At 47.1% G+C, this 17,668-nt stretch carries 16 protein-coding genes; 12 read left to right on the top strand and 4 right to left on the bottom strand.

What is annotated here, in order from left to right:
• Positions 1 to 198 precede the first annotated feature (198 nt).
• Together F0P94_RS03285 and F0P94_RS03280 are read left to right on the top strand one after the other, a co-directional pair.
• Positions 199 to 675, top strand: a complete 477-nt coding sequence (locus F0P94_RS03285) for a CYTH domain-containing protein (protein WP_150902262.1) — start codon at positions 199 to 201, stop codon at positions 673 to 675.
• Between the two features lie 31 nt (positions 676 to 706).
• Positions 707 to 1,357: an alpha/beta fold hydrolase gene (locus F0P94_RS03280; protein WP_150902261.1), complete on the top strand. Its 651-nt coding sequence runs from the start codon at positions 707 to 709 to the stop codon at positions 1,355 to 1,357.
• Positions 1,358 to 1,409: 52 nt separating this feature from the next.
• On the opposite strand, the gene miaE is transcribed toward F0P94_RS03280, so the two are convergent.
• Genes miaE through lpxK form a run of 4 tightly spaced genes read right to left on the bottom strand, consistent with a single transcriptional unit; the run spans position 1,410 to position 5,954 of the window.
• Complete coding sequence (gene miaE, locus F0P94_RS03275) at positions 1,410 to 2,006, bottom strand: tRNA-(ms[2]io[6]A)-hydroxylase (RefSeq protein WP_150902260.1); 597 nt, start codon at positions 2,004 to 2,006, stop codon at positions 1,410 to 1,412.
• Between the two features lie 30 nt (positions 2,007 to 2,036).
• Positions 2,037 to 2,981, bottom strand: coding sequence for a hypothetical protein (locus tag F0P94_RS03270; RefSeq protein WP_150902259.1), 945 nt, complete (start codon positions 2,979 to 2,981; stop codon positions 2,037 to 2,039).
• A gap of 51 nt (positions 2,982 to 3,032) precedes the next feature.
• Positions 3,033 to 4,892 carry a putative porin gene (locus tag F0P94_RS03265; protein WP_191906896.1) on the bottom strand — a complete coding sequence of 620 codons (1,860 nt, stop codon included), beginning with the start codon at positions 4,890 to 4,892 and terminating at the stop codon, positions 3,033 to 3,035.
• A 27-nt stretch (positions 4,893 to 4,919) separates the two neighbouring features.
• Positions 4,920 to 5,954 (bottom strand): tetraacyldisaccharide 4'-kinase, encoded by a 1,035-nt coding sequence (lpxK, locus tag F0P94_RS03260; protein WP_150902257.1) that lies wholly within the window; start codon positions 5,952 to 5,954, stop codon positions 4,920 to 4,922.
• Positions 5,955 to 6,125: 171 nt separating this feature from the next.
• Between lpxK and F0P94_RS03255 the strand changes: the two genes are divergently transcribed.
• The 10 genes from F0P94_RS03255 (at position 6,126) to F0P94_RS03210 (ending at position 17,668) form a co-directional block, all read left to right on the top strand.
• On the top strand, positions 6,126 to 6,869 hold the full coding sequence (locus F0P94_RS03255; protein WP_150902256.1) for a transposase: 744 nt from the start codon (positions 6,126 to 6,128) through the stop codon (positions 6,867 to 6,869).
• A gap of 24 nt (positions 6,870 to 6,893) precedes the next feature.
• Positions 6,894 to 7,346 carry a DUF1569 domain-containing protein gene (locus F0P94_RS03250; RefSeq protein ID WP_150902255.1) on the top strand — a complete coding sequence of 151 codons (453 nt, stop codon included), beginning with the start codon at positions 6,894 to 6,896 and terminating at the stop codon, positions 7,344 to 7,346.
• Between the two features lie 43 nt (positions 7,347 to 7,389).
• The gene (locus tag F0P94_RS03245) at positions 7,390 to 8,487 is read left to right on the top strand and encodes a Nif3-like dinuclear metal center hexameric protein (RefSeq protein WP_150902254.1); all 1,098 of its coding nucleotides are present in this window, start codon (positions 7,390 to 7,392) and stop codon (positions 8,485 to 8,487) included.
• Positions 8,488 to 8,493: 6 nt separating this feature from the next.
• Positions 8,494 to 9,225: a zinc ribbon domain-containing protein gene (locus F0P94_RS03240; RefSeq protein WP_150902253.1), complete on the top strand. Its 732-nt coding sequence runs from the start codon at positions 8,494 to 8,496 to the stop codon at positions 9,223 to 9,225.
• Positions 9,226 to 9,547: 322 nt separating this feature from the next.
• Positions 9,548 to 10,930: a tetratricopeptide repeat protein gene (locus F0P94_RS03235; protein ID WP_150902252.1), complete on the top strand. Its 1,383-nt coding sequence runs from the start codon at positions 9,548 to 9,550 to the stop codon at positions 10,928 to 10,930.
• A 79-nt stretch (positions 10,931 to 11,009) separates the two neighbouring features.
• A complete protein-coding gene (gene pabB / locus F0P94_RS03230) occupies positions 11,010 to 12,284 on the top strand; it encodes an aminodeoxychorismate synthase component I (protein ID WP_150902251.1) in 1,275 nt (424 codons plus the stop codon).
• A gap of 280 nt (positions 12,285 to 12,564) precedes the next feature.
• Positions 12,565 to 13,998, top strand: a complete 1,434-nt coding sequence (gene miaB / locus F0P94_RS03225; RefSeq protein ID WP_150902250.1) for a tRNA (N6-isopentenyl adenosine(37)-C2)-methylthiotransferase MiaB — start codon at positions 12,565 to 12,567, stop codon at positions 13,996 to 13,998.
• A gap of 144 nt (positions 13,999 to 14,142) precedes the next feature.
• Positions 14,143 to 15,414 (top strand): sigma-54 interaction domain-containing protein, encoded by a 1,272-nt coding sequence (locus tag F0P94_RS03220; RefSeq protein WP_150902249.1) that lies wholly within the window; start codon positions 14,143 to 14,145, stop codon positions 15,412 to 15,414.
• On the top strand, positions 15,395 to 15,916 hold the full coding sequence (locus F0P94_RS03215; RefSeq protein ID WP_150902248.1) for an LptE family protein: 522 nt from the start codon (positions 15,395 to 15,397) through the stop codon (positions 15,914 to 15,916). Before F0P94_RS03220 ends, F0P94_RS03215 begins: the two co-directional genes overlap by 20 nt.
• Before the next feature lie 42 nt (positions 15,917 to 15,958).
• Entirely contained in the window at positions 15,959 to 17,668 is a 1,710-nt protein-coding gene (locus tag F0P94_RS03210) for a ribonuclease E domain-containing protein (RefSeq protein WP_150902247.1), read from the top strand.

The following is a 17,668-nucleotide window of genomic DNA, read 5'->3' as shown; positions in this document are numbered from 1 at the left end:
TAATTTGAATTTTTACTAAATTTATTTTAACGTGCTTTCTTTCAGACGATTTTTTAAAAACTTGTATAACCTAAGCCATAACTATGTTTAAGTTTTAATTCTTTGTTCCGGATAGAAACCGTTTCATTAAAAGTTTCTATTGAAGCGTAAACTATTAAAAGCATAATTCCTACTTTTAAGGCTTGAAAGCATACCCTTATGGCAGTAGAAATTGAACGGAAATTCCTGGTGAATAAAGTTAAATGGCAGGAAGTAATAAAGCCCGAAGGCAGCTATTTACGGCAAGGCTACCTGCTAACTGATCCGGAAAAAACGATACGGGTGCGGGTAAAAAAAGAGACCGGTTACCTGACCATTAAGGGCAAAAATGAAGGCGCAACCCGGGCCGAATACGAATACCCGATACCGGTAAAAGATGCAGAAGAATTGCTGGATAAGTTTGCCTCAGCCTGCATAACCAAAGTGCGTTATGAGATTCCGGTTGATGGCAAAGTCTGGGAAGTAGATGAGTTTTCTGGGGAGAATGCAGGCTTAATATTGGCCGAAATTGAACTGAATGCGGAAGAGGAAAGCTTTACTTTACCGGATTGGGTTAGCGAAGAGGTAACGCACGATAAGCGGTATTACAATTCCCAACTTTCGCTGCTTCCGTATAAAGATTGGCAGGGAAAGTAAACCATCCTGCTGCCAGATAATTCCTTAAAGTATGGTTTATTTTATAAGCGGACTTGGGGCGGATGAACGGGTTTTCCAGTTCCTGGAATTGCCGGGAATTCCGGTGCAACACATAAAGTGGTTGAAACCTGAAAAATACGAGAAGCTCGGTTATTACGCTGCCCGCTTAATTTCCCTCATCGACCAACGGGAGGAAGTAATTCTGGTGGGGTTATCCTTCGGAGGCTTGGTTTGCCAGGAAATTGCGCGGCATATTACGGTTAAAAAAGCCATCATAATTTCCAGCATAAAATCCAGGGAAGAAATGGACTGGAAGATCCGGCTGGCTGCCTTTGGAAAAATTTATAATCTTGTTCCGGCGGAAATTCTAAAGAAGATTGCGCTGCTTACGGCTAATTTCTTTTTCAGCATCGAGAACGAAAAGGATGCCGCCTTTCTGAAAAAAATAATTGAAGATACAGACAGCGGTTTTGTAAAATGGGCGCTGAACGAGATCCTGCAGTGGCAGCCACCCAACGAACAGCCTCAGGTAGTCCACATCCACGGCACCAACGATCAGATCTTCCCTTTCCGGAAACTACACCCGCCGGTACTGAAAGTGGAGAACGGCGGCCACTTCATGATCGCCGATAAACCGAAAATAGTAAGTAAGCTGCTATTGGATGAAATCCTCAGGACTTGAACAGTCTTCAGTTTAAAGGATTCCAGCCATAAGCCGAAACAAAAACTTTTCTTTAGTGCATGCGGTCCGGGCGGGGCTCCAGGTTGGCGATGATCTCGGCTTCAATTTTCAGGAGTTCCTGAAAGCGGGCCTCTACCACTTCTACCGGCATGTATTCTTTGGCCAGTTTCACGAAACTGGTATAATGGCCGGCTTCCGAAACCATCAGTTCGTAATAGAATTTCTGCAATTCCGGGTCGGCTATGTTTTTCCAGAGCAGCTTGAAGCGTTCGCAACTGCGGGCCTCCACCAGGGCGCTTACTAGTAATTTATCCATCAGCTGCCGTTCGCGGGTATCGCCTTTCCGTACGTGCTTGGTGAGTTCGGCTACGTATTCGTCGTTGCGGTTGGGGCCTAAAGTGTAGCCGCGTTTTTTCAACTCTTCCATCACCCGCTCAAAATGGCTCCATTCTTCGGCCACCAGCGCGGTCATTTCTTCTACCAGTTTGGTTTTATCCGGGTACTTTACGATCAGGGAAATGCCGTTCGAAGCCGCTTTTTGTTCGCAATACGCGTGGTCGATCAGGATCTCGGCAATGTTCTTTTCGGCAATGTTTACCCAGCGCGGGTCAGTCGGCAGTTTCAGCCGGAGGATTGTGGTTTTAGCCATACCTGAAACGGTAGCAATTTGCTTTAAAAACTAGAAATATTTATTCTGGATCAACCAGCTGGAGAGCACCTTCAACGAATTCTCGTCGTTGCGCACCGGCAGGTTGTAGGTCATTTTATCTTTAACGGTAAACATCCGGCAGGTAGTGCTTTTAGGATCGTCAAAACTGCCTTCGGCTACTTTCTGATTTTCCAAGTTGAGAAAAATATAGGTCTTTTTCAGCTTATTGTTCACCACCTTTTCGCTCACTTTAAAAACGCCTACCTGCTTCTTGCCCCGCATAATTCTGTTTCCGCTGAACTTCAGGGTGGTCATTACCGCAATATTGCCGGAAGGCAAAACGGTAGCTTGCGAAGACGTAGAAACCGGCGCGGAAATGTTTTTGTCTTTAAGCGGCTCCTGAACAATGGAAACAGCAGTAGGTGTGGTAATGGCCGGCAGTTCTGGTTTAACTTCCTCAATTTTCTGAGTGGAAACCGGCTGAGCTGATTCCTGCACCACATCCGTTTTAGGTTCTTCTTTGGCGACAGGTTTGGCACCCTGGTGGCCGGGCTTCTGAAAACGTTGCGAAATACGGGGCGGATATTTTTCGAGGAATTTCTGAACACCTTCCGGATCGAGTTCATCGCCTTTCACCACGTTCATATTTCCGATTTCGTAGGCAAGGCGACGCGGCAGGTCTTTTTCATCTTCCATTTCCGCCTTCGCTTTAACGCCTTTAAAACTGAGCTCGTAATAAACGTAATCGTACCCATCCCCGATTTCCTTTACAATAGCCTTTGCTTTCATCAGTTCCTCGTTTTTCAGGTTTTGCAAACTGAAATTTTTAGCCCAGGAAGACCCTTCTTTAAAAAGATAAGCATAGGGTTTCCCGTCCAGGTAAATGGTTTCTTTCCGGTAAGTAACCTGCTGCGCCAGCGCCGAAAGACTCCAGAACAGGATGCATGTACAAATAAGAAATTTCACCTTTTTCATGGTTGTTGCTCTAAATTCGGAAACGGTTTTTTCTATAAAATTCTGCCCGGATTAATCGAAAAACATCCATTTAATTCCAAAAATGAAGCTGCGGCGCATGCCCGGGTAATACGGCGTGGTAAAATAACCGGGGCCGCTTAATCCCTGGTTAGCGTGGGCAAGTTTCAGGAAGATGTTGATCGTTTTAATATCTACGGAAAGAAAGGGATCGAGAATAACGTAATTTTCTACCCGGAATTGGTCCTGTAAATAGAATTGCTGCAGGTTCGGGGAATACGCATCGGCCAGGTATTCGGAACGGAAAGTTGCTTCCACGCCGATCTGTCCGTACAAGGCCTTTTTCAGTATAAAACCCTGATAATAAAGCTTGGAATTCACCATCCATTCCGGCACCCGGATAAATTCGGCGTCGGTATTGGCATAAACGGCCAGGTTGTCCCAGTGAAGCTTACCAAGGTTAAACTTATGATCTAAGGTAATGGTAGAAACCCGTTGTGTTTCAGAAGCTTGCTGGGGCAATTGTTCCTGGTTGTAGAACACATAATTATTTAGCGAAAGATTGGCAAGTTCAAGCCTGCCGGTGTTTTTCCAGAGCTTGCCCTGCAGCCAGACGGCCACCCGGTCGCCAGAAATATTATTGAAATTATTTTTCCATTTCCGGTGGTTACCGAAATATTCCTGCTGCATCAGGTCCGGCGCGTACAGCATGCGCGTGTATTGCCCGCCCAGAAAAAGAAAATGTACTTCCGCCTGGGCAAAATACTCGTCGGTAAGTTTGTATTCGGCTCTTACCGCGGTGTTTATTTTTTCGTTCACCTTCAGCTCCGCTTCGCCGCCTACAAACGTCTGGTTAAAGCGACGGTTATTCAGCGAAAGGCGTTCCACTTTCGCCGACCGGTTTTTCAGGTAAGCCGAGTAGAAAAAGAGTTTCTGGTTTCCGGTAATGCCGGCCGTATTCTCGATCTCGTTGTAAATGCTCCGGTTGCGGGTCTGGGTAGAATCTTTGTTAATTTCGTTCGGGTAAAAAATAAGCCTTTTCTCCCGGCCGGTGCCAATGTACTTATCCGCTAAAGAAAGATCGTCGAACCGGTTGCTTTGTTTGCGCTCGTCGAAATTATAAAATAGCTTCACCCAATCGCCAACCAGCGCATACGTTTGCCCTATATGGAAGCTATGGCGCACATCGCGGGCCGTAGCCTGGGTAAGCCAGGTCCGCTCCGACTGGAAATCGAACAGGTCGCCTCTGGTATCTCCGGGCTCCGGCCGTACCCCACCAGACTCGGTAAGCTGGTGGTTCATATGCAGGTAATTGGCAAACAGGTGGTAACGGTTATTGGTGCTTTGCAGGTGCGTGTAAATTTTCACACCGTTATTGTCTACCTGCGGATCGCGCCGCACCGTAGAACCAATTTGCTTGTTGGATGATACGCGGTGGTAAGCAATGCCGGCATTCCACCAGGGCTTAATGTTGCGGCTGAACTCGGCTTCAAAAATACCTTCTCCTAAAGAACCCTGAATGTACTTGAGTTTGGTGTAAGGGGAACGGGTATTAAAATAGGCCAGCTCGTCGGAATAGTAGCCGTAGGTATCGTACACGTTGCGGCCCAAGCGTACGCCGATGCGGTTGGGCAGGCGCGGAAAAATGGGTTTGGTGGCAAGGCCAACGTTGTCGAGGGTTTGCTGAAAAGTGGTATCGGAAAACCAGTATAAACTGCTGGCAAAATTGGTAAGCGAAGTATCTACGGGCAACTCCTCGTAATTTCCTCTGAAAAACGCTTTTTCGTAGAAAACGCGCGTGGTCCGCGGGCTGTAAAGCTGCACGGTGGTATCGTTGGTGATCTGGGCCTGGGTATTTAAATGAAGCCCGAAACCGAAAACTGCCAGTAAAAATGCTTTATTTTTAAAGTTCACGGACAAAAATAGTTAAAATACCCGAACCTAAGCCTTCACTGCCGATAAAACCATTTGCTCGAATTGCGGCTGATCTGCCAGGAAAGCCACCTCTATGGGAAGGTAAAAAAACGGTAGCTTTTCTACGTAAAAACCAAAATCAGGGCGCATCAGTTTTACGGCATCTTTGCGGGTGGTAAAAATGCTGCATTCCTCCGGCAGCTGTTCCAGGGTGTTCCTTATCTTTTCCAGATCGGCAGCGGTATAATGATGATGGTCGGGCCAGTTTAAATGGCTAATAATGGTATAATTTTGCTCCAGTAAATACCTGATCAGTGGCTCGGGATTCGCAATGCCGGTTACCAGCATAATCTTTTTCCCTGGAACTACCGGTTTTCCGAAGCCTACCGGACTGCCATATTTATAAGTAGTAAAGAAAACCGGCGTTCCGGGTTTTGTGTATTTCCGGATACTGTTTTTTATGGCTTCTCTTTCGTTAGCTGCCAAGTTTTCCGGGCATTTGCTCACCAGTACGGCATCGGCCCGTTTGGCTCCACAGCGGGGTTCCCGCAAAAGTCCGGTGGGCAGCATAAAATCGGTATCGAAACGGCGGAAAAAGTCGGTGATAAGCAGATTAAGGGTTGGCGTTACGGCGCGGTGCTGAAATGCATCGTCCAGAATGATCACTTCCGCTTCCGGTTTAAGCTCCTGTATCTTTATTATACCTTCTGCCCTTTTCTCGCAAACGGTAACGGTAGTTTCAGGAAAATCGAGGTAGTACTGAAATGGTTCGTCGCCGATGGTAGCCGCCGATGCTTCTTCGTTGGCCAAGACAAAACCTTTCGTACTCCTTTTATAGCCGCGGCTTAAAGTGGCTTTTTTTTTGTTTCCTAATAGCCGAAGCAAAAATTCTACGTGCGGGGTTTTACCAGTACCTCCCACCGTTAAATTCCCCACGCTGATCACCGGCAGGTCAAATTTTTCCGATTTGAAAATTCCCCGGTCGTAAAGTAGGTTGCGCAACGCCATGATCCAGCCATAGAGTATTGCAAACGGAAAAAGTAACCACTTTAGGAATTTCATGCGAACGCTTTGGGGAATTGCAAAATTACGAAAAATAAACAGGTCGGGGTAATCTTGGTGGTCTGATTAGGGCAACCACAAGGGTTGCCCCTACATTGTTCACCGCAATTTAATTATCTATGAAATTGAATTAACGTATAACAGATGTTAAAATAATTAATATCCGGCAAAATGGCTTATAACCCGCAACTTCACCACCGCCGTAGCATTCGTCTGCCCGGTTACGATTATGCCCAAAACGGCCTGTATTTCCTGACCCTATGCGTGCAGGATCAAAAACATTTATTCGGCCATATAGCCATAAGCTGCCCTGCCTCACCGATTGTTCAAACCATGATTTTAAATGAAGCAAGCAAAATGATAGAAACGGAATGGTTAAAAATCCCGGAGCGATTTCCCCAAACCATATTACACGAATACATCGTAATGCCCAACCATTTCCACGCCATATTAGAAATCACCAACCAACGCCACCCCGTAGGGGCACCCCTCGTGGGTGCCCAGTTATCCGAAGATGCGCAGTTACCAGTAGGTACCCAAATACCCGCGGGAACCCAATTACCAAATATAAAAACAACAGTAGAAGTGCAAACGGCGAAAAAAGGGCAACCACAAGGGATTGCCCCAACGGGATTACTACCAACGGAATCAATCCGGGAAAATTCTCCGGCGGCGAATTCATCGGCTAAAACCATAGGCGATATTGTAGGAGCGTTCAAATCAATAACTACTAATGCGTATATTAAAGGCGTAAAAAACCTGGAATGGCCTCCTTTTTCCAATCGTTTGTGGCAGCGGGATTATTGGGAGCATATTATTCGCAACGAAAAAGCATATGATAATATTTCTAACTACATTGCCACAAATCCGATTAACTGGGATTCCGATTCTTTAAAATACCCTCCTAACAAATAGAATAAAAGAAGTAATTACCCCAAAATGAAAAACGTATTTACCCGCCAGGACGCCACCGATCTGATCATCCGGATCAATAAATTAGCGCCCCAGACCAAGCCCCAATGGGGAAAAATGAGCGTTTCGCAAATGCTGGCGCACTGCAACGTAACGTATGAACTAGTGTACGAAGACAAACATCCCAAGCCCAATGCCTTCGTTAAGCTCCTGCTGAAGCTATTTGTGAAACCTACCGTAGTAAATGACAAACCTTTCAAGAAAAGCGGACAAACGGCGCCGGCCTTCGTGATTAAAGACGAGAAAAACTTTAACGAAGAAAAAGACCGCCTCATTAATTACATTCAAAAAACGCAACAACTCGGAGAAGCCCACTTCGACGGCAAGGAATCTCATTCGTTTGGCAAATTAAATAAAACAGAGTGGAACAACATGTTCTATAAACATCTGGAACACCATTTAACCCAATTCGGCGTTTAACCTGCTAGTCAGTTCCAAAGTACGTTTATAAATCTTCTCCCGAATGACCAAAATAAAAGAAGTAATTTCCGTCCTGGAAAAGCTGGCGCCTTTGGCCTGGCAGGAAAGCTACGACAATGCAGGCCTGCAAACCGGCAATCCAAAAGACGAAGTAGAGGGCGTTCTAATTACCCTCGATTGCACGCCGGAAGTCGTAGATGAAGCTATTGCCAATAATTGCAACTTAATAATAGCGCACCACCCGGTAATTTTCAAGCCTTTAAAACGCCTGACCGGCAGTAACCATGTTGAGCAAACTATTATAAAGGCTATTCAGAACAACATTGCCATTTATGCCAGCCACACGAATTTAGACAGCGTGTTGGGTGGAGTAAATTCTAAAATTGCCGATAAGCTGGGTTTGCAGAAAACAAAGATCCTGAGTCAGAAAAAAGAAGCCCTGATTAAACTGGTAACGTTTGCGCCCAAAGAAAATACCGAGGCTGTGCTGCAAGCCATGCACGAAGCCGGGGCCGGCCAGATCGGCGATTATAAAAATTGTAGTTATCATGCTTCTGGCGAAGGGCGTTTTTTACCGACTGCCGAAGCCGATCCGCACATTGGCGAACCCGGTAAACCGGAAAAAGTAGAAGAAGATAGAATTGAGGTCTTGGTTCCTGCTTACCTGCAAGGTAAAGTAGTAGACGCCCTGGTAGCTGCCCACCCTTACGAAGAAGTGGCTTACGACTTGTATTCGCTCAAAAATGCGTACCAGGAAGTGGGCGCCGGCATGATCGGGGAATTGGAGGAAGCCTTGGGGCTGGAAGAGTTTATCAGCCACCTGAAAACAACGATGGAGATTTCCGGTTTAAAGCATACTGTTTCCGGCCCGGAAAAAATAAAGAAAGTGGCCGTTTGCGGCGGAGCGGGCAGTTTTTTAATGAGCGATGCCCTGAAAATGGGCGCCGATGCTTTTGTAACCGCCGACCTGAAATACCACGAATATTTTCAGACGGAAGGCCGGCTGCACGTCTTTGATCTGGGCCATTACGAGAGCGAAGTTTTCACGAAGGAAATATTTTATGATTTGATATTGAAAAACTTTTCTAATTTTGCAGTCTGTTTGTCAAAAATCAATACCAATCCAGTCAGATATAGCTAATAATACATGGAAAGTACGGTAGCCAGTAAACTAGAGTCCCTGCTAAAACTTCAAAGTCTCGATTCCCAGTTAGATGAAATAAAGCGGGTTCGGGGCGATTTACCCGAAGAAGTTCGTGACCTGGAAGATGAAATAGCCGGCTATGAAGTACGGGTGCAGAAGTTCGACGAAGAAATTCAGCAGTTACAGGACCAGATCGCCGGCCGGAAACAGGCCATTAAAGATTCGGAAAACCTGATCCGCAAATACGAAGAGCAACAGCAGAACGTACGCAACAACCGCGAGTTCGACGCCATCACTAAAGAGATCGAGCTGCAGAAGCTGGAAATCCAGATCTCCGAGAAAAAGATCCGCGAAGCCCTTTACCAGATCGACCTGAAAGGCCAGGAAATTTCCGGCACCAAACAGCGTCTGGAAGAGCGCCGCAAAGACCTTACCACGAAAAATGATGAGCTGAAGGTTATTGTTTCGGAAAGCGAAGAAGATGAGCGTAAGCTGATGGGCGACCGCGAAGAAGCCGAAAAACACATTGAGCCACGCTTATTAATGGCCTACACCCGGATCCGCGGCAACGTACGCAATGGTCTGGCGGTAGTAACCGTAAAACGCGATGCCTGTGGTGGTTGCTTCAACACCGTTCCGCCTCAGCGCCAGGCCGATATTGCTTCTCAGAAAAAGATCATCGTATGCGAGCATTGCGGCCGTATCCTTGCTGACGTAGAGCACCGCATCGTTTAAGGTCTTCCCTCTTTAAAAATTCAAAAAGCCTTCAATTCGTTGAGGGCTTTTTTATTTAGGCATGTTCGCTTTAAGTTTTTAAGCAAGTAGCTAAAGCAATTTATTCCCCCGAAAAACCTAATTTCGTAAAATGGCCGACCGGAGCAGGCAACCGGTGCCTCAAGTTAGCAGTTTAGCTATCCGGAAGCGGGCAAGCGGGTAATTCAACCAGGTGATTAAAATAAATAACAGATTCGGCAGACTTTTTTCAGCGGCAGGCATCGCATTTTTGTGCCTGTGTTTTCCTTTATTGGCCATTTCAGCTTCCGAATTCAATAAACCTGTGCAGCAGGCTTATGCTGAAATTATAAAATTACGGGTAAATGCCGGCAGGCAAATTTTACAACCTGAACTAAACCAGAATCCGAAAAATGCCTGTGCATTGCTGGTAGCCAATTACGCAGATTTCCTGACGATCCTGGTTTCGCAGGATAAAGCGGTTTACGACAAACTGAAAGAGAAACAGCAGCAGCGACTCGATAAACTGGAAGACCTGAAAGAAAAATCGCCCTATAAACGCTATGCTCAGGCCGAAATAAAGCTGCAACTGGCCATGTGTCAGGTCTTTTTTGCTGATGAAGTACAGGCTGCCTGGAACGTGCGGAGCGCCTTCCTGTTGCTTAAAGAAAACCAGAAGCTTTACCCCGATTTCATTCCGAACCGGAAATCGTTAGGTTTGCTTCAGGTTATAATCGGCTCCATTCCCGACAGCTACCAGTGGGTATTTAAAGTACTGGGCATGCGCGGCGACATAAAAGCAGGGTTAGCCAACCTGAACCTGGCCTCCCGCACGCCCGATCTGTTTCAGGATGAAGCGCTTATATACCTGCAGTTTGCCCAGGACTGGATGAACAAAAAAGATAATTCCGGTCCGAAGATCCTAACCCGCCTGGCTACTGCCGAGCCGGATAACCTGCTGTTTACGTATCTGGCCATGAGCATGCTGAAGAAAAATAAAAGTTGCGATTCGGCTTTAGTGCTTTTTCAGAAACGTCCGCGCGATAACCGCTACCTTCCCTTCCCCTATTTGAACCACATGGCCGCCGATATGTATCTGTACCGTGGCGATTATACAAAATCGGTACAGGAAAACCAGTATTTTCTGACCCAATACCAGGGGAAGCATTACCTGAAAGATGCGAACTTTAAGTTATATCTAGCCCATTATTTAAGCGGCAATCCGCTTGCGGCGCAAATGTTTTACTCCCGCATTAAGGAGGTTGGTTCAGCTGTGGTGGAAGAAGATAAATATGCCCAAAAATTTGTAGAGAACCACGAAACTCTGAACCGGCAGCTTATCAAAGCCCGTCTGCACGCCGATGGCGGGTATTATTCTCAGGCACTAGCGGCTTTAAAGGACTTTAAACCAACGGGCAAAACCATGCAAAAGGACCGTCTGGAACTGTATTACCGCAAGGCCCGCATTTACCAGGGTTTAAACCAACTTGATTCGGCCGTTTATTTTTACGAACGCACCATATCCGCCGGCGGAAATCTGCCCCACTATTTTGCCCCGAATGCCGCCCTGCAATTAGGGTACCTGGCCTCCGACCGCAATGATAAAGCCGCGGCACGGGCTTACTTTAAAAAAGCATTATCGTACCCGAAACACGAATACAAAAACAGCATCGATTCGAAAGCCAAGATCGGGCTTTCAACTTTATAATTGCTGATTGTTAATTGCTGATTGTTAATTGCTGATTGCTAATTGTTAATTGCTGATTGTTATTTGATTTTTAAAACGCTTGCAGAAAGAATTTACCTTTTCAGAACTTAATTTATCTTCGGAAGTTTTCCGGCAGAAAGCCCTGCGTTGGGCGGAACAATTTCCCCAAGTAGCTTATTATACCGGCAACAGTTTGCCCTATTTTTACCAAGGCTTCGAGGATCTGCTGGCGATTTCCTCCCAAAAAACAGTACCTATTCCGGCCGAAAAAGCCTTCGACCATTTAACCCTAATTGCAAATTCCGGAAAATTCTGGTGCGGCCTTTTAAGTTATGATTTAAAGAACCAGATCGAAAACCTGCAAACTTCCCGGCCTGATTTTATTAGTTTCCCGGAAGCGCATTTTTTTGAACCGGAAGTGTGGTTTGAGTTTAAAGAAAACTCGGTAGTTATTTTTGGTAAAAAAGCCGGCGCGGAACAAATCGTAGATCAGATCTTAGCTTTACAAATCTCGGAACAACCCTCCGGAAAAGCTACCTGGCAGGCCCGGACTTCGGAAGCTGATTACCTGGAAAATGTCCGGAAAATTCAGGAGCATATTCTGGAAGGCGATGCGTACGAACTGAATTACACCATCGAGTTTTTTGCCGAAAATGCTATCGTTTCTCAGGTGCAATTATTTGAAAAACTAAATAAAAAATCCCCTACCCCATTTGCCGGTTTTTTCAAGCTAAACGATAGCATTTTGATGTGCGCTTCCCCGGAACGTTTCCTGAAAAAAGAAGGACAGAAGCTTATTTCCCAACCGATAAAAGGTACTATTAAGCGCGGCAAAACCCCGGAAGAAGATCAGCAGCTTAAAGAGCAGCTCTTTAACGACGAAAAAGAACGTGCCGAAAACCTGATGATTGTGGATCTGGTGCGCAACGACCTGAGTCGCTCCGCCGAAACCGGCACTGTGCAAGTAGAAGAACTATTCGGCATCTACGCCTTTCAGCAGGTATTCCAGATGATCTCCACCATTACCGCTCAGGCCAAACCGGAAGAAAACCTGGCTACGATCTTAAAGCACACGTTCCCCATGGGCAGCATGACCGGCGCCCCGAAGATCAAAGCCATGCAGCTCATCGAACAATACGAAGCCCACCGCCGCGGCCTGTATTCCGGCAGCATCGGCTACGTAAAGCCCAACGGCGATTTCGATTTCAACGTCGTGATCCGAAGCCTGCAATACAACACCCAAACCAAATACCTGAGCTACAAAGTAGGCAGCGCCATCACCATCGATTCCGTTCCCGAAAAAGAATATGAGGAATGTTTGCTCAAGGCGAAGGCGATTATGGAAGTTTGTTGAAATTAACCCCACCCAACCCTCCCCTAATTCAGCTGCTTTTTCTCTTCGCAAGCTCAATTCCTATTTTGGAAGTTTTCCCATTTATAAGGCTATAATCAAGAACTGAACAGGTTAAAAATATGGAATTCAAAACTGAGCTTGCGAAGAAACCACCACGCATATTGCGTCAAAGTCCTCCCCTGAATTAGGGGAGGATTTAGGTGGGGTAAATTCCCCTGCCATTCTGTCAGAATTTCCCGCGAAATTCGTATCTTTGCCTTCGTTTTTGAAATAGCATTGCATGGATACCCTCATTCAGAGTCTTGATTTTATAGATAACCGCACGCCGGAAGAAGCGATGGCTTGCGACATGAAAGTTACGGCCGAAACCAACACCGGCAAAAACCGCAAACTTTACATCGAGAGCTACGGCTGTCAGATGAATTACTCCGATTCCGAAATTGTGAGCTCCATTATGGCGGAAGACGGCTTCGACACCACTTCTAAAATAGAGGAGGCCGACGTCATTTTCCTGAACACCTGCTCTATCCGCGAGAAGGCCGAAAAAACGGTGCGCGACCGCCTGAAACAGATCCGCCAGTTCAAAAAGAAAAACCGCGACCTGCAGGTTGGCGTGCTGGGCTGCATGGCCGAACGCCTGAAAAAATCATTATTAGAAGAAGAGCAAATCGTTGACCTGGTGGTTGGCCCGGATGCGTACCGCGACCTGCCGAACCTGATCAACAAGGTAGACGAAGGCCAGAAAGCGGTAAACGTTATTCTTTCAAGAGAAGAAACCTACGCCGATATCAACCCGATCCGCCTTAATTCCAACGGCATCAGCGCGTTTATTTCCATTATGCGCGGTTGCGACAACATGTGCTCTTTCTGTGTGGTGCCGTTTACTCGCGGGCGTGAACGGAGCCGCGATGCGCATTCCATTGTGCGGGAAGCGCAGCAATTACTCGAAGCAGGCTATAAGGAAGTAACGCTTTTAGGTCAGAACGTAGATTCTTACAAGTGGGCTTCAGAAGACGGAACCGAGAAAGTGAACTTTGCCCAGTTGCTGGAAATGGTAGCGAAACTGGATCAAAACCTCCGCGTGCGCTTCTCCACCTCCCACCCGAAAGACATTACCGACGAGGTGTTGTACACCATGAAAAAGTACGACAACATCTGCAAATACATTCACCTGCCCGTGCAAAGCGGTAACTCACGCGTGCTGGAGCTCATGAACCGCACCTACGACCGCGAATGGTACATGAACCGCGTAACAGCCATCCGGAATATTCTCGGTGAGGAATGCGGCATTTCTTCCGACATGATCGCGGGCTTCTGCACCGAAACCGAAGAAGAACACCAGGATACCCTGAGCATGATGGATTTTGTGCAGTACGATTATTCCTACATGTTCTTCTATTCCGAACGTCCGGGAACCTTAGCGGCCCGCAAACTGGAAGACGATATTCCGCTGGAAGTGAAAAAACGCCGCCTGGCCGAGATCATCGACAAGCAGCGCGAAACATCCCTGAACCGCAATAAACTCGACATCGGCAAAGTGCATAAAGTACTGGTAGAAGGTTTCTCCAAAAAATCGGAAGAGCACCTGAGCGGCCGCAACGACCAGAATAAAATGGTGATCTTCCCGAAAAAACACTACCAGCCCGGCCAGTACGTGAACGTGCTGGTAAACGACTGCTCCGTAGGCACCCTGTTCGGGGAAGCGGTTGATTAATTTGAAAATTTGAAGATTTGGAAATTTGAAGATTGGCAAGGAGAATTCTGGAAACCCGCTTCAAAATGCTATGTTTTTCCGGCAAAAAAGGAAAGAAGATCATTTCCAAATTTTCAAATCTCCAAATCTCCAAATCAGAAAAGAATGCAACACATCGAAATACAAAGTGTAAAACAACGGTTCGGAATTATCGGGAATGCGCCGCAATTAAACCATGCCATTCAGGTGGCGGTGCAGGTGGCCCCTACCGATATGACCGTGCTGATTACCGGCGAAAGCGGTTCCGGAAAGGAATCTTTTTCCAAGATCATCCATTCCCTTAGCCCGCGCAAACACGGTCAGTTTATAGCTATTAACTGTGGCGCCATTCCCGAAGGCACCATCGATTCGGAATTGTTCGGTCACGAAAAAGGTTCGTTTACCGGTGCCCAGGAAGCCCGTAAAGGTTATTTCGAAGTAACGAACGGCGGCACGATTTTTCTGGACGAGATTGGCGAAATGCCTTTGGGTACCCAGGCCCGTTTGCTTCGGGTGTTGGAAAACGGTGAATTCATAAAAGTGGGTTCTTCCAAAGTGCAGAAAACCGATGTGCGGGTAGTAGCGGCTACGAACGTGAACCTGTACGATGCGGTGCGCGAAGGAAAATTCCGCGAAGATCTTTATTACCGTTTGAACACCGTTCCGATTACGGTTCCGCCTTTGCGCGACCGGGGCGACGATATTTACCTGCTTTTCCGCAAATTTGCCGCCGATTATGCCGAAAAATACCGGGTAAAAGCCATTACGCTCACGCCTGACGCCGTAGCCCTACTGCTGAAATTCCGTTTCCCGGGCAACATTCGGCAGCTGAAAAATATTGTGGAGCAGATCTCGGTACTGGAATACGACCGCGAGATTAACGCCGAAAAACTGAAGCATTATTTACCGGTAGAACAAACCAACCTGCTTCCGGTAATTTCAACTCAGAACCGGAGTTCGGCAGAGCCCGGTAATCTGGAGCGCGACCTGCTGTACAAAGTCCTTTTCGATATGAAAAAGGACATGCACGACCTGAAAAAACTGGTATTCGACCTACTCGATCAGCAACATTCCGAAGATGAACTCCTGAAGCGCAACCGCCACCTGTTCGACAGCGCCGATTTCCAGACCGACCGCATCACCTACACCCGCGAGACGCCTTCCGAAAGTTATTTACTGCCCGTAAAGGAACACCCGATCGAGTTCGAACAAAAGATCGAGGACATTCCGCACGAAACCGAAGAAGAAACGCTATCGCTAGAAAGCAAGGAAAAGGAAATGATCCTGAAAGCGCTCAAGAAACACCACAACAAACGGAAGTACGCGGCCCAGGACCTGGGAATTTCCGAACGCACGCTTTACCGCAAACTGAAACAATATGACATCGAAGAACAATAGTTTTTTTATATCTTTTCTGATCCTGATAGTAGTCGGCTTCAGCAGTTGCGTGTATTCGTTTACCGGCACCTCGCTGCCCCCGGAAGTCCGCACGTTTTCGGTGGCTACTTTTCCGAACAACTCCGGCCAGGGCCCTTCCTTTTTAAGCCAGACCGTTACAAATCATTTCCGCGATTATTTTCAGCGCAACACCAACCTGAGTCTGGTTCCCCGCGACGGTCAGCTGCAGTTCGAAGGCCAGATCATCGGCTACGAAGTTTCACCGGTAGCGCCTCAGGTGCAAAACGGCGTAGACGTAGCCGCCCGCAACCGCTTAACCATCCGGATTCAGGTAAAATTTACCAATACCAACGACCCGAAACAGAGCTTCGACGAACCGTTTTCTGCTTTCCTCGATTTCCCTCAGAACCAGAACTTAAACGACATCGATGAGGCCCAGATCAGGCAGATCATGAACCTGATGATGACCCAAATTTTCAACCGCTCGGTTGCCAACTGGTAAAAAAAACGCATATTGCGTTCTGTTTCCGCCGCTTTTTGCCCAATGAACAAAACCTCTTTTCTTACGCTCGTCCGCCAGGCCTCCCGCATTTCCGACCAGGATGTGGAAGAGCTGGAGAAACTTGTCGTAAATTTTCCCTACTGCCAGACTGCCCATTTACTTATTGCCAAAGCTGCTTACGACAAAGGCAGCATGCTCTCGAACCAGAAGCTGAAGAAAGCGGCTATTTACGCGGCCAACCGGCAACTGCTTAAAAAACTGATCTATACTTCCGATGCCACCGTAGCCCTGCAGCCGGTACAGGAACCGGAACCAGCGGAAACCGTAGCAAATACAACGGAAAAAGTACCGGCGTTAAGTCAGGTTGTTTCGGCAGCACCGGTAATTACGCCTGAAATTCAGAATACGCCGGAAATAAAGGCGAACCCGGAAACAAAGGAAACTGCTTTGCCGTCCGAGCCGGAAGCGCCGGTTTCGCCGGAAATTTCAGAGGAACAGGAAGTAGCAGATACAGTTTCTGAAATTCCGGAACTACCCATGGAAACGGAGATCGCTGCTGTTTTCTCAGCAGTCCGCCGCGACTACGATCCGGAATTACCGGTAGAAGCCCCCGAGCTTATCAAAGATCACCACGTTGCGCCGGAACTCCATACTTTCGAAGCCCTGCCGGAGGAAGTAATCATAGAACCTGAACGTTCAGAAACCGAATTATCGGAAGCTGAACTTGCAGAGCCTGCACCGTTGCTGGCAGCAATGCCGGAAGCCGTGCTTTACGAGGACGAGGTAATTGCCGGTGAAATCCTGGAAGCTTCGGAAACAACTGAAGTTGCTGCTGCATCGGAAATTGTTAACTCACCTGTAATTACAGAACCGGCTTCGGAAATTTATCCGGCTACAGAAGAAGCCGCTATTGCCGCGGAATTTATTGAAGCAGAACCAGCTTCATCTCTTGAAGAAGCGGAACCTGCATCAAACGCCGAAACCGTAGCGGAACCAGCAGAGAAAGCCGGGGAATTTATTGCGGGGGAATTTATAACGGACAACCCGGCAGAGCCCCTGCAGGATGTTGCAGACTTACATGAATTTCATCTTACGGATGCGCCGGCAACTTTTACGGAAACGTCACGGGAAGCAGCCCCTGCTTTCGTTCAAACCGAACAACCCACCCTGAACGACGATCTGCTGCATGAGACCTTGGCCAACTTCGATCAGTACCTGTTCAAGCCGGAAAAAGAAACCGTAGAAGCAGAGGAAACCGAAGACGTAAAGGTAGTTGTTCCTGAAGATGCGATCCAAGATATTTACCAGAAAGATACGATCGGGTACTGGATGAGCTCCAGCCGCCTGGGCGAGAGCTTGCAGATAAAGGATGAGCTAACCGGCCCGCAACCTTTCGACTTCCACCCGGAACTGCTTTGGGAATACAGCAAAACCCACGAACTGAAGAAAGAGATCAAGCCGGCTCCTTCCAAACTCAGCCATCAGCTCGATATCATCGATCAGTTCCTGAAAATGACGCCGCGCCTGAAAGCCATGGCCAACGCGAAGATCAAAGCTGAACCTCAGGAAGACCTTTCGCTGAAGAGTTCGAAAATTAATAAGAATTTGGCTTCGGAAAATTTTGCTAACATTTTAGTGCAGCAGGGGAAAATTAAGAAAGCCATTAAAATTTACGAACACCTTATATTGAAAATCCCGGAAAAAAAGGCTTACTTTGCATCTCAAATCCAAAAATTGCAAAATCTGGAATAA

Origin of the sequence: Adhaeribacter soli (assembly GCF_008727925.1) — a bacterium.
Classification (GTDB): domain Bacteria; phylum Bacteroidota; class Bacteroidia; order Cytophagales; family Hymenobacteraceae; genus Adhaeribacter_A; species Adhaeribacter_A soli.
This window is presented reverse-complemented; position numbering and strand designations above follow the sequence as displayed.

What these genes read in the sequence shown, in the direction of transcription:
- F0P94_RS03285 (WP_150902262.1), top strand. Translation starts at nt 199, where the DNA reads ATGGCAGTAGAAATTGAACGGAAATTCCTGGTGAATAAAGTTAAATGG.
- F0P94_RS03280 (WP_150902261.1), top strand. Translation starts at nt 707, where the DNA reads ATGGTTTATTTTATAAGCGGACTTGGGGCGGATGAACGGGTTTTCCAG.
- miaE (WP_150902260.1), bottom strand. Translation starts at nt 2,006, where the DNA reads ATGGCTAAAACCACAATCCTCCGGCTGAAACTGCCGACTGACCCGCGC.
- F0P94_RS03270 (WP_150902259.1), bottom strand. Translation starts at nt 2,981, where the DNA reads ATGAAAAAGGTGAAATTTCTTATTTGTACATGCATCCTGTTCTGGAGT.
- lpxK (WP_150902257.1), bottom strand. Translation starts at nt 5,954, where the DNA reads ATGAAATTCCTAAAGTGGTTACTTTTTCCGTTTGCAATACTCTATGGC.
- F0P94_RS03255 (WP_150902256.1), top strand. Translation starts at nt 6,126, where the DNA reads ATGGCTTATAACCCGCAACTTCACCACCGCCGTAGCATTCGTCTGCCC.
- F0P94_RS03250 (WP_150902255.1), top strand. Translation starts at nt 6,894, where the DNA reads ATGAAAAACGTATTTACCCGCCAGGACGCCACCGATCTGATCATCCGG.
- F0P94_RS03245 (WP_150902254.1), top strand. Translation starts at nt 7,390, where the DNA reads ATGACCAAAATAAAAGAAGTAATTTCCGTCCTGGAAAAGCTGGCGCCT.
- F0P94_RS03240 (WP_150902253.1), top strand. Translation starts at nt 8,494, where the DNA reads ATGGAAAGTACGGTAGCCAGTAAACTAGAGTCCCTGCTAAAACTTCAA.
- miaB (WP_150902250.1), top strand. Translation starts at nt 12,565, where the DNA reads ATGGATACCCTCATTCAGAGTCTTGATTTTATAGATAACCGCACGCCG.
- F0P94_RS03220 (WP_150902249.1), top strand. Translation starts at nt 14,143, where the DNA reads ATGCAACACATCGAAATACAAAGTGTAAAACAACGGTTCGGAATTATC.
- F0P94_RS03215 (WP_150902248.1), top strand. Translation starts at nt 15,395, where the DNA reads ATGACATCGAAGAACAATAGTTTTTTTATATCTTTTCTGATCCTGATA.
- F0P94_RS03210 (WP_150902247.1), top strand. Translation starts at nt 15,959, where the DNA reads ATGAACAAAACCTCTTTTCTTACGCTCGTCCGCCAGGCCTCCCGCATT.